Annotated in this window: 12 protein-coding genes and 3 tRNA genes; 9 read left to right on the top strand and 6 right to left on the bottom strand. The window is 67.1% G+C overall.

Features of this window, described 5'->3' with window-relative positions; genetic code table 11:
• Positions 1–4 precede the first annotated feature (4 nt).
• The 3 genes from ftsH to tilS form a co-directional block, all read right to left on the bottom strand.
• On the bottom strand, positions 5–2,011 hold the full coding sequence (ftsH, locus tag AADH62_RS03905; protein ID WP_341578352.1) for an ATP-dependent zinc metalloprotease FtsH: 2,007 nt from the start codon (positions 2,009–2,011) through the stop codon (positions 5–7).
• A gap of 337 nt (positions 2,012–2,348) precedes the next feature.
• A complete protein-coding gene (gene hpt, locus AADH62_RS03900) occupies positions 2,349–2,900 on the bottom strand; it encodes a hypoxanthine phosphoribosyltransferase (protein ID WP_292713024.1) in 552 nt (183 codons plus the stop codon).
• A 22-nt stretch (positions 2,901–2,922) separates the two neighbouring features.
• Complete coding sequence (gene tilS, locus AADH62_RS03895) at positions 2,923–3,918, bottom strand: tRNA lysidine(34) synthetase TilS (RefSeq protein ID WP_341578351.1); 996 nt, start codon at positions 3,916–3,918, stop codon at positions 2,923–2,925.
• On the opposite strand from tilS, the gene ppa reads away from it, so the two are divergent.
• A complete protein-coding gene (gene ppa / locus AADH62_RS03890; RefSeq protein WP_341578350.1) occupies positions 3,824–4,642 on the top strand; it encodes an inorganic diphosphatase in 819 nt (272 codons plus the stop codon). The genes tilS and ppa overlap by 95 nt on opposite strands.
• Before the next feature lie 69 nt (positions 4,643–4,711).
• Here ppa and AADH62_RS03885 read toward each other — a convergent pair whose 3' ends face one another.
• Both AADH62_RS03885 and AADH62_RS03880 read right to left on the bottom strand, forming a co-directional pair.
• The gene (locus AADH62_RS03885) at positions 4,712–6,046 is read right to left on the bottom strand and encodes a peptidoglycan DD-metalloendopeptidase family protein (protein WP_425355639.1); all 1,335 of its coding nucleotides are present in this window, start codon (positions 6,044–6,046) and stop codon (positions 4,712–4,714) included.
• Positions 6,047–6,139: 93 nt separating this feature from the next.
• Positions 6,140–7,891, bottom strand: coding sequence for a CocE/NonD family hydrolase (locus tag AADH62_RS03880; RefSeq protein WP_341578349.1), 1,752 nt, complete (start codon positions 7,889–7,891; stop codon positions 6,140–6,142).
• Between the two features lie 175 nt (positions 7,892–8,066).
• On the opposite strand from AADH62_RS03880, the gene AADH62_RS03875 reads away from it, so the two are divergent.
• From AADH62_RS03875 to AADH62_RS03855, 5 genes are all read left to right on the top strand, one after another.
• Positions 8,067–8,139 (top strand) — tRNA-Glu (locus tag AADH62_RS03875).
• Between the two features lie 20 nt (positions 8,140–8,159).
• Positions 8,160–8,233: transfer RNA gene (locus AADH62_RS03870), tRNA-Asp, on the top strand.
• A 71-nt stretch (positions 8,234–8,304) separates the two neighbouring features.
• Positions 8,305–8,377: transfer RNA gene (locus AADH62_RS03865), tRNA-Phe, on the top strand.
• Positions 8,378–8,579: 202 nt separating this feature from the next.
• Entirely contained in the window at positions 8,580–9,752 is a 1,173-nt protein-coding gene (locus AADH62_RS03860; protein ID WP_341578348.1) for a Fic family protein, read from the top strand.
• Positions 9,753–9,772: 20 nt separating this feature from the next.
• The gene (locus AADH62_RS03855; RefSeq protein WP_341578347.1) at positions 9,773–10,312 is read left to right on the top strand and encodes a YaeQ family protein; all 540 of its coding nucleotides are present in this window, start codon (positions 9,773–9,775) and stop codon (positions 10,310–10,312) included.
• On the opposite strand, the gene AADH62_RS03850 is transcribed toward AADH62_RS03855, so the two are convergent.
• Positions 10,283–10,942: an alpha/beta hydrolase gene (locus AADH62_RS03850; protein WP_341578346.1), complete on the bottom strand. Its 660-nt coding sequence runs from the start codon at positions 10,940–10,942 to the stop codon at positions 10,283–10,285. The genes AADH62_RS03855 and AADH62_RS03850 overlap by 30 nt on opposite strands.
• Positions 10,943–11,073: 131 nt before the next feature.
• Between AADH62_RS03850 and nrdI the strand changes: the two genes are divergently transcribed.
• The 3 genes from nrdI (at position 11,074) to AADH62_RS03835 (ending at position 12,828) form a co-directional block, all read left to right on the top strand.
• On the top strand, positions 11,074–11,517 hold the full coding sequence (nrdI, locus tag AADH62_RS03845; protein ID WP_341578345.1) for a class Ib ribonucleoside-diphosphate reductase assembly flavoprotein NrdI: 444 nt from the start codon (positions 11,074–11,076) through the stop codon (positions 11,515–11,517).
• 102 nt (positions 11,518–11,619) lie between these two features.
• Positions 11,620–12,471 carry an oxygenase MpaB family protein gene (locus AADH62_RS03840; RefSeq protein WP_425355644.1) on the top strand — a complete coding sequence of 284 codons (852 nt, stop codon included), beginning with the start codon at positions 11,620–11,622 and terminating at the stop codon, positions 12,469–12,471.
• A gap of 48 nt (positions 12,472–12,519) precedes the next feature.
• On the top strand, positions 12,520–12,828 hold the full coding sequence (locus AADH62_RS03835) for a hypothetical protein (RefSeq protein WP_341578343.1): 309 nt from the start codon (positions 12,520–12,522) through the stop codon (positions 12,826–12,828).
• Positions 12,829–12,830 lie beyond the last annotated feature (2 nt).

The raw sequence follows: 12,830 nt of genomic DNA, 5'->3' as shown, positions 1-12,830 counted from the left end.
GAGCCTACGCGGTTGCGGGACGCGCCTGCCCGGTCGGCCGGCGACGCGGCGCCTTCTCGGCAGAGCCCGTGTCGGCCTCGGTCGAGGCGGCGACACCTGCCGGCGCGGGGCGACGCGGAACCTCGACCGGAGGCAACACCGACACCGGACGCTGCTCGCTCGAGAGCCACTGCGGGCGCTCGGGCAGCTTCTTGACATCCTTGAAGATCTCTTCGATCTCGAGGTGGTCGAGCGTCTCCTTCTCGAGGAGTTCGAGAGCGAGCTTGTCGAGGATGTCGCGGTTGTCGTTGATGACTTGGTAGGCCTCGTTGTGGGCTTGCTCGATGAGGGCCCGCACCTCGGCGTCCACTCGCTCGGCGATGCGCTCGCTGTAGTCACGACCGTGACCCATGTCGCGACCCATGAACACCTCACCCGAGCCTTGCCCGAGCTTGACCGGCCCGACATCGGTGGTCATGCCGTACTCGGTGACCATCTTGCGGGCGATGCCTGTCGCCTTCTCGATGTCGTTGGAGGCACCCGTGGTGGGGTCGTGGAACACGATCTCTTCGGCCACGCGGCCGCCCATCGAGTACGCAAGCTGATCCTGCAGCTCGTTGCGGGTCACCGAGTACTTGTCATCCAGCGGCATGACCATCGTGTAGCCGAGAGCGCGGCCGCGCGGCAGGATCGTGATCTTGGTGACCGGGTCGGTGTAGTTCATCGCTGCCGCAGCAAGGGCGTGCCCACCCTCGTGGTAAGCCGTGATGAGCTTCTCTTTGTCCTTCATGATGCGCGTGCGGCGCTGGGGACCCGCGAGCACACGGTCGATCGCCTCATCGAGGGCGCGGTTGTCGATCAGCTGCGCGTTCGAGCGTGCCGTCAGCAGGGCTGCCTCGTTGAGGACGTTCGCGAGGTCGGCACCCGTGAAGCCGGGGGTCTTGCGAGCGACGACCTCGAGGTCGACACCGTCGGCGAGCGGCTTGCCACGCCCGTGCACCTCGAGGATGCGCTTGCGTCCCTGCAGGTCGGGGGCGTCCACACCGATCTGGCGGTCGAAACGGCCGGGGCGCAGCAGCGCCGGGTCGAGGATGTCGGGACGGTTCGTGGCCGCGATGACGATGACGTTGGCCTTGGGGTCGAACCCGTCCATCTCGACGAGCATCTGGTTCAGCGTCTGCTCGCGCTCGTCGTGGCCACCGCCCATACCGGCGCCGCGGTGACGACCGACGGCGTCGATCTCGTCGATGAAGATGATCGCTGGCGCGCTCTCCTTGGCCTGGTTGAACAGGTCGCGGACGCGGCTCGCGCCGACGCCGACGAACATCTCGACGAAGTCCGAACCCGAGATCGAGTAGAACGGCACTCCCGCCTCGCCAGCGACAGCGCGCGCAAGCAGAGTCTTACCGGTTCCGGGAGGACCGTAGAGCAGGACGCCCTTGGGAATGCGCGCGCCGACGGCCTGGAACTTCGCCGGCTCCTTCAGGAAGTCCTTGATCTCCTGCAGTTCTTCGATCGCCTCATCCGACCCGGCGACATCGTCGAAGGTGACGGTCGGGCTCTCTTTCGTGACGAGCTTTGCGCGGGAGCGACCGAACTGCATGACCTTGCTGCCGCCGCCCTGGGCAGAGGAGAGCAGGAACCAGAAGAGCACACCCAGCAGCAGGATCGGGAGGAAGAGCGAGAGGAAGCCGTCGAACCAGGTAGCCCGGGGCACGACGTCGTTGTATCCGTCGGCGGGGTTTGCCGCATCGATCGCGTTCACGACCTCTTCGGCGCGCGCGGTCACGTAATAGAACTGGACGTCGGTGGCGCCCTCAAACGGCGTCGACAGCGTCATGTCGACCCGCTGATCGCCGTCGGTGTTCACAACCTCGGTGACCGTGTTGCCTGCGAGCAGGTCAAGACCCTGCTGGGTGGTGATCTGCTTGGCACCGCCCAGGCTCGACATCAGCGTGAATCCGATGATGAGGAACACCGCGATGAGCGCGACATACAGCAGCGGGTTGCGTGTGAGCTTCTTGAAATCCATGGTTCGGGGCGAACCCGGTCCCTCCGTCGATCAGGCGCCGATCCGCGCGGGAACGCGGAAACGGTGCAGACAGGCTATCGCGGGCTTGCTATGCCACGTCTGAGCATTCGCCCACGGCGTACCCCGAATGCCGTGCGTATCGGCACTGTGACCCTCGTTCGGTCGCGCCTTCCTGCGGCCTCCGGGAGCGCGCACCCGCAGCATGACGCGACCGAATCAGTGTGCCCGCTGGACGACATCACTCAGTCGCGCCGAGACGTCACCCGCTGAAGCGCACACCCGCAAGACGGCGCGACCGACCGCCTGGCACGCCGGAGCGGGCGCGATCGCAGGTGTCTCAGCTGTAGACGTGGGGAGCAAGCACGGCGACGTCGCGCAGGTTCCGATACTTCTCGGCGTAGTCGAGTCCGTAGCCGACGACGAACTCGTTCGGGATGTCGAAGCCGATGTACCGGCAATCCACCTCGACCTTGGCGGCATCCGGCTTGCGGAACAGGGCGAAGACCTCGACGGATGCCGCGCCCCGCGAGGCGAAGTTGGTCAGAAGCCAGCTGAGGGTGAGGCCCGAGTCGATGATGTCTTCGACGATCAGCACGTGCTTGCCGTGGAGGTCGGTGTCGAGGTCTTTGCGGATCTGGACCACGCCGCTCGAGCGCGTACCGGTGCCGTAGGAGGAAACTGCCATCCAGTCCATCGTCACGTGCGTCGGCAGCGCGCGAGCGAAGTCGGCCATGACCATGACCGCGCCCTTGAGTACCCCCACGAGCAGGAGTTCTTTGCCCTCGTAATCAGCTGTCACCTGCGCCGCGACCTCGTCGAGCTTCGCGCGGATCTGCTCCTCCGTCACGAGCACTCGGGTGATGTCGGACTGGACCTCCTCGGCACGCATGCCTCCGAGCATAGGCGGACCGCTAACGCGCCGTGAACTCGATTCGACCATTGATCCGGGCGGCACGGCATCCGGGCAGATCGATCGGCCCCTGCCCGCGCCAGTCGGTCACGAGTCGCGCCACGTCGAGGGTCTGCGAGCGCGTGAGGCTCTGCCCGAACTCGGCGGCGACGACGTGGCGGATGAGCCGGTGCCGCAGCGCCGCCGGGTTGGCGGCCAGCGCCCCGATCGAGAGCGAGATGCCGGCTTCGGCGTGCTCGACGACGTCCTCGATGATCTCGTCGATCATCTCGTCGAAGGCTTCAGCGTCCTCGCGCAGTTGCGCCGCCGTGCGCGCAAGCGCCTCCGCAACGCCCGGGCCGAGCTCGCGCTCGAGTGTCGGCAGCACCGTTTCGCGAACCCGGACCCGGGTGTACCGCGGGTCGGCGTTGTGGGGATCGAGCCACGGCTCCAGGTCCTGCGCGGCGCACGCGGCCCGCGTCGTTTCGCGGCGCACCTCGAGCAAGGGGCGCAGGATGCGGCATCCGTCGCGCCGCTCGGCGGCCGGGGCCATGCCCTGCAGGCTCGACGCCCCCGACCCGCGGGCAAGCCCCAGCAGCACCGTCTCGGCCTGATCGTCGAGGGTATGGCCGACGAGGATGGCTTCGGCGCCCACCTCGCGCGCGACGGCGTCGAGCGCCTCGTAGCGCGCGTCCCGCGCCGCTGCTTCAGGTCCGCCGCCCTCCCGCACGTCGACCCGGGTGACGCGGGCGACGAGTCCGAAGCCCTCGGCCGCGCGGGCGGCGGCCGCTGCGACGTCGGCCGACCCTTTCTGCAGTCCGTGGTCGACGGTGACGGCGACTCCGGTAATCCCGCGCTTGGGCGCCTCGAAGGCCGTCGCAGCCGCGAGAGCCAGGGAATCCGGCCCACCCGACAAGGCCACGATGACCGTCGAGTCCTCGGGAAGGGCCTCGAGGGCGCGCCGCACCGCCCGCCGCACCTCCGCGACGGCCGGATCGAGGCCAGGCCGAACGTCCACGCCGCCACGCTACCGGCCGCACGCCGTCGTTAACTCCTCATATCCGCCCGCCGGGCAGGCTCGGCGGGCGGGTCAGGCGCGAATCAGCGCCGATCTTGCGGAGTTAGCGACAAGTGCGAGGGCTCGGGCGGGTCAACCCGGCGCACTAGGCTGGTCGGCGGCATCCGTCATCGACAAAGGAGCACAGAGCATGGGCGCGTACGACGCCGTCATCGAGATCCCGCGTGGCAGCCGCGTGAAGTACGAGGTCGACCACGGCACCGGCCGCGTCTTCCTCGACCGCATCCTCTACACCGTCTTCGGCTACCCCGCCAACTACGGCTTCTTCGAGAACACGCTGGGCGAGGACGGCGACCCGCTCGACGTTCTGATCCTGCTCGACCGCGACCTCTACCCCGGCATCCTGGCCAAGGTTCGCCCTGTCGGCGTGCTGAAGATGAGCGACGAGGCAGGCGGCGACGACAAGGTCGTGGCGGTCCTCGCGAAGGACCCGCGGTGGGACCACATCCAGGATGTCGCCGACATCCCCGAGTACACGAAGAAGGAGATCGCGCACTTCTTCGAGCACTACAAAGACCTCGAGCCGGGCAAGTGGGTCAAGGTCGACGACTGGGCGGATGCCGCCGAGGCTGAGCGCCTGATCATCGAAGCCGCCGAGCGCTTCGATGAGCACGAGGGCGAGACCCGCACGCAGGGTGAGGGCGAAGCGCCCAACACGCTCTGAACCCATCACGCGAGCCGCGGTGTCTGAGACGGATGCCGCGGCTTCGTGTTTCTCGGGGCCGCGGGCGGCCTAGAAGTAGACGCCGCGGGCTGCCATGAACCCGGACGGGTTGACCGCTGCTCCGTTGACGTACGTCTCGAAGTGAAGGTGGCAGCCGAAGGAGTTGCCGGTGTTTCCGGTCGCCGCGATGGCCTGCCCGGCGGATACCTGCTGGCCGTAGCTCACCCAGAACCCACCGTCGACGATGTGCGCGTAGCCGGTGCCGATGCCGCCGCCGTGGTCGATCTTGATGTAGTTCCCGTATCCGCCGTTTCGTCCGACGTAGACGACTCGGCCAGCGCCCGCCGCGTAGATCGCAGCGCCGCAGCCGGGAGCGAAGTCGTAGCCGTAGTGGAAGCTCGAAGAGCAGTAGTTCGCGTTGCACACGCTCGAGCGGGCGCCGTAACCCGAAGACACGTACCCGGATGACGGACGCGCCCATCCTCCGCCCGTGACGGCACCACCGTTGCCACCGCCGTTCGCGGCCTGTTCGCGTGCGATGCGCGCAGCCTCTTCCCGTGCCTTGCGCTCCCGCTCCTCGCGAGCCTTGCGTTCTGCTTCCACGCCGGCCTGGTAGCCGGCGACGGTCTTGGCCGTTTCGTCCTTCAGCGCAGCAAGCTGGGCTTGCAGGTTGCCGAGGTGGGTCGTCTGATTGTCAAGGGCCACCTGCGCTGCCGCGGCAGCCTCTTGGGCTGCGATCATCTTCTGCTCGGCCTCTTGCTGTAGCCGGTCACGCTCGTTGCGGGCCTGGACTGCCTGGTCGCTGTAGCTTTGGGCGGCATCCCGTGCCCTGACCGCGTCGTCGTACACGGTCTGGTTGCGCTCGAGCAGCTTGTCCATCGTCCCGAGGCGCGCGAGCAGTTCGTCTGCCCCGACCGCGGATCCCGAGAAGAACAACTGCATGGCGGTGTCATCGCCGCCGTCGCGGTAGAGCTGCGCGGCGACGCGACCGGCCTTCTGCGCAGCCTCATCGGCTGCCGCGGCTTGCTCGTCAGCCTGCGCCTGCAGGTCATCGGCACGCTTGGCGGCGTCGAAGTACGCCTGCTGCGCGACGTAGAACTCATCCGAGAGTCGCTGCGCTTCGGCCTGTGTGCGCTCGACCTCGGCGGTCAAGTCGCGGATCAGTCCCTCGATGCGCGTAACCTCGCGAGACTTGGCGGCTTCGTTCGCCTTCGCGTTCTGCACGTCATCCCAGCTGGGGTACGACTCAGCGAAGGCGGGAGCGAGGCTGAACGCCGATGCGCCGCCGAACAGGAGAAGTCCTCCGGTGATTCCGATGCCCAGTGCGGAGCGGCGCGAGAGCGCACGACGCTCTCGGGGTGTGGGCGCGCAGCCGCACTCCTCAGCGCTCGATTCGAGCTCCACCAGTTCCTCCTGTCACACAGAACGTCTTCACACTAACAACATCAGTCACACAAACAACAGGTTTCGCGAGGGACGTCGGACTTCGGCATCCGGTCACGAAGCGCTCTCGAGCCAGGGCTCGCCGGGCGATCCGGCTGGTGGCCGGTGCCCCAGCAGCAGCGACGACGGATGCTCCGGACCGGTGTGGATGATCGCGGTCCCGCCCCGACGGCGCACGTACCCAGCGGGGAAGCTCCCCGTGACGGGGTTGCGGCTGTGGACCCAACGGCCGCGGATGACGAGTCTCAGCTGCTCACCCGCCCGGAACCGGGTTGCGTGCTCGCGCACCTCGATGTCGACCGGGATGATCTCGCCGGGGCGGATCGGTGCTCGGTGCTCGAAGGTGTGGACGGGGCGCAGGTCGGTTGCGAGGTCTGGATCGAGGTCGCGGTAACCCACACGTTGCCATCCGTACGACATCCACGCCCGGTCGAATCCGTACGACCCCTCGAACGGCACGACGGCGCCATCCGCGACCTTGCGGACGCCGACGAACAGCGTGAGGTCGTCGGCAGCCCGTGCCGATACGTGCAGCCGCAGCGACATCGGTCCAATGACGTCCAGGCCTTCAGGGATGCGCCACGTCCACTCGAGTCCCGGACCGTTCATCGCGAAGCCGGTCTGCACGGTCGCGGGAGATGGATCGTCGTGGAGTGAACCGTCCATCCCGTCGAGGAACAGCCGGCGCATCCTCAGGTCCGCCGGTGGCCACGCGGACTCCGCGGTGACGGCGACCGGTGTGGGCCCGCTTTCGTAGACGGCCAGGCGCACTGGCGGAAGCGCATCCCAGCCGTTCTCGAGTCCACGAAGAGTGTGATCGAAGAAGCGGGCACGGATGCTGGCGGCATCCGTGCTGTAGTACGTGGCCCATTTGCCGCCGCGGTGGGTGTAAAGCCAGCGGCGGGGACGCTCCGGAAGCGCCTGGCCCGCACGGCCGAAGACTTCGAACGATCCGCGGGTGTGGAGGTTGTGGTCCGAGAAGCTGCCGCAGATGAGCGTTGGGACGCCGATGTTGTCGATGTCGGGGGTGCGGTCGCGGTACCACTGGTCGCGCGTGGTGTGCCGCGCGAACTCCCGGCGCAGCGAGGGTGGCGCAACCCGGGCAGCGCGCGAGGTCAGGGTCGACCACAGCACCGAGAATCCGTTCTCATGGATGCCGCCGGGCCAGACGAAGTCGCGGTAGAGGTCGCTGAATCCCTCCCACGGACAGATCGCCGCAAGGTGCTCGGGCGCTCGGGCCGCTACCGCGTACTGCGAGAGGGCAAGGTACGAGACCCCGTCGAGCCCGACTTTTCCGGTCGACCAGGGCTGGGTTCCCGCCCACGCGATGAGGTCTTCGTAGTCGTCTGCCTCCTGCGCCTCGAACAGGTGCGCCTGTCCCTCCGACGTGCCGCCGCCCCGGGCATCCGCGTTCACGACCGCGTAGCCTCGCGGCACCCAGAACGCCGGGTCGGGCGCCTCCCATCCCGTCCACGCCGAGATCCCGACCCGGTCGGGCTGCGGCATGATCCGGTACTGCGGGTTCAGTGCGCGGCGGCTGCGCGAGCGCGCCGGCACGGCATCCTTGCCATAAGGATGTGCCGACATGATGACCGGCACCGGCTCCTCGCCACGGGGCCGGAACACATTGACGCGCAGAACCGTCCCGTCGCGCATCGCGACCGGCACATCGCGCTCGAGAATCCAGTCCGGCTCATCGGTAGCGACATCCACACGGGGCTTCGCGAACAGACGGATGCGGCGCACGATGCGACCGAGAAACCACGCGGGAGAGCGGCGGAATCTCTGCGGAGGCGGCACCGGCACGAGCCCGACGCTACCGCCGGCTCAGCTGCGTCGCGGGTAGACCCGCGTGGGAGGCTGCAGGTCGGCATCCGTGTGTCGCACCGTCGATTGGCGGATCCCTCGGGTATTGCGTATGCTTGACCGTCGGTAAGCGTGAGCCCCCGGGGTCCTTTTCGAAGGATGCTGGAGTTCATCCGGCCCCATCGTTTAGCGGCCTAGGACGCCGCCCTTTCACGGCGGTAGCACGGGTTCGAATCCCGTTGGGGTCACCCTACAATTGAATAAGCATGGCCCTGTAGCGCAGTTGGTTAGCGTGCCGCCCTGTCACGGCGGAGGTCGCGGGTTCAAGTCCCGTCAGGGTCGCTCCGAAAGCGACGGGCCCTTTTTCGAGAGGGCTCTTCGCGTATAGGACGCGGCAACTTCGGCTGCCGTGCGGCTCTGTAGCTCAGTTGGTAGAGCGCACGACTGAAAATCGTGAGGTCACGGGATCGACGCCCGTCGGAGCCACAAGGACCGTCGTTACAACGGTCCCAGAAACCCTCGCCTAGCTTCTACATGGCGGGGGTTTTGCTTTTTTCACGAGCCGCCGGAGCCCACGCTCCAACTACGAACAGGTGCGAGTAGAAGGCTCCAGGTGACGCTCCAACTGCAGTTGCCCCACGTCACTTACGCTCCAACTGAAAGGCTGTATCTGTTGTAGCGTAACCCTGTGGATGCAACTCAATTCGTGGATTCCGTGTTCGGTAGCGCAACGCGCGAGCCCGGCAGGAAGGACGCCTTCGTCTACTACTTGCCGAAGCCGATCCCTCGCAATCTCGAACTGACGAGTCCCGTCGTCGCATCCCTTTCGGAAGCGGACGCCGCCCTCGGGCACCTGCAGGGTCTGGGGATGCTCATCACCGACCCCAGCCTGCTCATCGGCCCGTACCTTCGCCGCGAGGCACTTGCCAGCTCTCGGATCGAAGGAACCCAAGCCTCACTGTCGGATGTCTTCCAAGCGGAGGTGGATGCCGACGCGCGCAACGATGACACGGCCGAGGTGCAGCGCTACCTCGAAGCGACCCGACAGGCCTACGAGTTGGCCGCGACCCTTCCCATAACTCAGCGGCTCATTCTTCGGGTTCACGAGACCCTATTGACGGGGGTGCGCGGCGAGGAGAAGTCGCCCGGTGAGTTTCGGCGTTCCCCCGTGTGGGTCGGCCGGGCGGGCGCCACCCCGAGTAACGCGACGTTCGTGCCACCGTTGCCCCAACACCTCGGTGACCTGCTCGCGGACTGGGAACGCTTCGTCAACGATGACGGGCGCGCACTACCCGCACTCATCCAGGCGGCCTTGATGCACTACCAGTTCGAGACCATCCACCCGTTTCTCGATGGAAATGGCCGAATCGGTCGACTACTCATCAACCTTCTGCTCATGGAGCGCAAGCGTCTGCCGCTGCCTCTGCTCTACCTCTCGAACTACTTTGAAACCCACCGCGACGAGTACTACGAACGGCTTCAATCAGTTCGTGAGAGCGCTGACATCGAGGGGTGGCTCGTCTTTTTTCTCACAGCAGTCCGCGCCCAAGCTGACGACGCCGTGACTCGCTCGCGACGCCTCATCTCCATTCGCGAGAGCTACCACTCCGACGCGATCAAAGAACGCTCGAGCTTGCCCAGACTCGTGGACATCATCGTGCGCAACCCTTTCGTGACCGTGAAGTCCGTGCAAGACGAACTCGAACTCACAAACCAGGGGACTCGGAACCTCATCAAGAACGCAGAGACTCGCGGCTGGCTTCGATCGCTTGGCACATTTGGACGCGGGGGCCGCGAACGTTGGTACTCACCCGCGATCTTCGAGGTCATCGAGATGCCGATGAGCTACGCCGACGAGTAATCGAACCCTAGGCTGGCGAGATGGCTGCGGGCGCGACGATCTACACGTTCACGGTGACACTGGCGGATGTCGACCGTGGCGTCTACGACGACCTGTCGCTCCGGGTGGCGCGGCATCCATCTGAGACCGACGTTTTCATGCTCACGCGCGTGCTCGCCTACACCTTCGAGTACGAAGAGGGCATCGCCTTCACCGAGGGCCTCTCCTCGACGGATGAGCCGGCGATTGTGGTCCGCGACGCTACCGGCGCCCTGACGGCCTGGATCGAGGTCGGGGCCCCGGATGCCGCGCGACTTCACGAGGGCAGCATGAAGGCCGAGCGTGTGGCTGTGTACACGCACCGGGATCCGGCCAAGCTCGTTGCGAGCTGGGCTGGCAAACGCATCCACCGTGGCGAAGACATTCCCGTCATCAGCTTCGACCGCGGCTTCCTCGAGTCGGCCGCGTCGGGTATCGAGCGGCGAACGGCACTGACCGTCTCGGTCACCGAGAAGCACCTGTACCTCGAGATCAACGGACAGACGTTCTCGTCAGACATCCACTCCGTGTTCGCTGACTGAGTCGTTCTCAGACCGCGCCGAGCCACTCCGCGACCACGCGAGCCGTCGCGGCAGGATCGGGGCGATGCCCGCGGGACTCGGGCACGATGACGAGTTGTGCAGCTGGCATCGCCTCGGCGAGCGCGCGAGATGAGACCTCAAGGAAGGGGAACGTCTCGGCGCCGCAGAGCACCGTGGTCGGAAGATCGTGACGACCTCTTCGGGCCGTCCCTCGTCGAGCAGACTCTGCAGCGTCTCGGGCAGGTCGGCAGGGAGGTGCGACTTCCCGAAGCCCAGCGGCGGCTCCGACAGGAAGAGATGCGACACCTGAGCGCCGCGGGATGCCGCCAGCAGCGCGAGCACCGCACCCGAGGAATGCCCAAGAAGTGCCGCGCGGCCGCCGACGGCATCCACGACTGCTGCCACATCCTCCGCTTCGCGCTCGGGTGCGTATGGCGCGGTATCTCCGCTGCTACCTCGGGCACTACGATCGCCAGTCACCCCGTGAAGACCAGGAGCGGCGAGAGCATCCGCAAGCGGTACTCCGTCGCTCGCGGTTGAGAAGGCTCCGCCGACGATGACGACGGGCCGTCCCGACCCGAAGGTCTCGTAGGCGATGCGCGTACCGTCGGCCGAGATGGTCGTGTCCATGCGGCCGAGCGTAGACCTCGCCGCGGACACCGAACAGGCCTCGGAAGGAGATGACGGTTGCTCGCACCGCGGATCCTTATCCCCGGCCCTGCACCACCCCCGACGTGCCCCTCACGCGAGACACTGAATGCGTGGACAAGACGCCTGTCTACTTCTACTCGTCGACCTCGAACCTCACGGGGCGCTTCGCGCAGCACCTGGCCGAGGCGACCGGCCGGGCCGTGCACAACCTCGCCGACGCGAACGTCCGACGCACCGAGGCATCCGGCCCCTGGGTGTTGCTGACCCCGTCGTACAAGGCAGGCAACGCCGACGAGGTGACTCTGCCCGCAGGCGTCCGTAGCTTCCTGCGCTCTCCCGCAAACCGGCGCCGCATGGTCGGGATCATCGGGTCGGGCAACCGCAACTTCGGCGTCTACTACCAGGCCGCGGCCCGCGAACTCGCCACCAAGTCGGGCAGACCCGTGCTGTTCGAGTTCGAACTGGCGGGCACCCCCGAAGACGTCACCCACTGTGCACAGATTCTCGACGACCTGGATGCCGCACTTGCTGCATCCCATCCCGTGGAAGCCTGATCCGGAGCCACCGCTCCACGGCGATGGCATCCTGAAAGAGTGACCCGCCGACCCGGACTTCGAGCCCGCTTGCTCGTGCCGCTGTCGGGGGATCCGAACGGGATGCCGCCGTGGGTTCAGCGCCTCGAGCGCGGCGACGATCCCGGCCTGTTCGCCGAAGACGGCGCAGCATGGACAGTGCACGCGGGCATGCCAACGCTCGTCGCGGGCATCCGTGCCCTGCTGATGCAGGCTCTGCATCCGGGTGCGATGGCAGGGGTGCACGACTGGTCGCGCTACCGCGAAGACCCTCTGGGGCGCCTGGCCGGAACCGTCCGCTGGGTGATCTGCGTCACGTTCGGGTCGCAGGAGCAGGTGGATGCCGAACTCGGCCGCGTCGCGCGATTTCACAGCGAGGTGGCAGGCGAGTATCGCGACAGCACCGGCGCGACTCGGGCATACTCGGCAGCCGACGCCGACCTCGTCGAGTGGGTGCACCTCGCGTTCACTGACGCCTTCCTCACCTGCCACGAAACCTGGGGCGGTCCGATCCCCGGCGGGCCTGACGCCTACGTTCGCGAGTGGGCTACCGCTGGCCGACTCATGGGCGTGACTGATCCGCCCGAGACCGCCGCAGAGCTGCACGCCCGCATGCACGGATGCCTCGACCGCGGCATCCTGCGCGGCGACGAGCGCGTGCAGGATGTCGTGCGGTTCCTCCGCCGAGTCCCGCTCGATGGGTCGCTCCGGTGGGCCTACCGTCTGCTGTTCGCGGGCGCTGTGGCGACGATCCCCCGCGAGTACCGACGGATGCTGGGGCTTCGCCGCTCATGGCTGCCGGTGGTCACGATGACCCGGTTCGTGCTGTTCGTCGCCGGCAAGAGCCTCGGTAGCGGTCCGCGAGCGCATGACATGGCGCGGCGGCGACTGCGTCGGCTCGAGGCATCCGGCACCGCGCCCGCCCGGGCAAGCTGAGCTCACCCGGTGACACGGGCGTAACGGCGCGTCCCGTAGGCTGCGGGCATGGAGGAGCCCTGGGTCGAAGAGGCCGCGCACATGCTCGAGAAGTACACCCGCGATCCGCTCGCCGATGCGGTGCGCGGCACGGTGCGGGTGGTTTCGGTATCCGACCGTGAGGGTCGCGCTCGTTACCAGGCGTGTCAGCTCGAGGTCGTCACAACCACTGCAGGCATCCCGGAGACACGGATCAGCACCGAGGTCGTGACGAGCGCGAAGTACTGGCCGCGCGTCGGCTCGACCCTCCCGGCACTGATCTCACCGAGCGACCCGACGCACATCGAGATCAACTGGGACGCCCTCGCGCGTCAGTGACC

Source organism: Microbacterium schleiferi (assembly GCF_038150145.1).
In the GTDB taxonomy this organism is placed as follows: domain Bacteria; phylum Actinomycetota; class Actinomycetes; order Actinomycetales; family Microbacteriaceae; genus Microbacterium; species Microbacterium schleiferi_B.
Note: the sequence above shows the minus strand (reverse complement) of the source record. Positions and strands in the feature narration are given on the sequence as shown.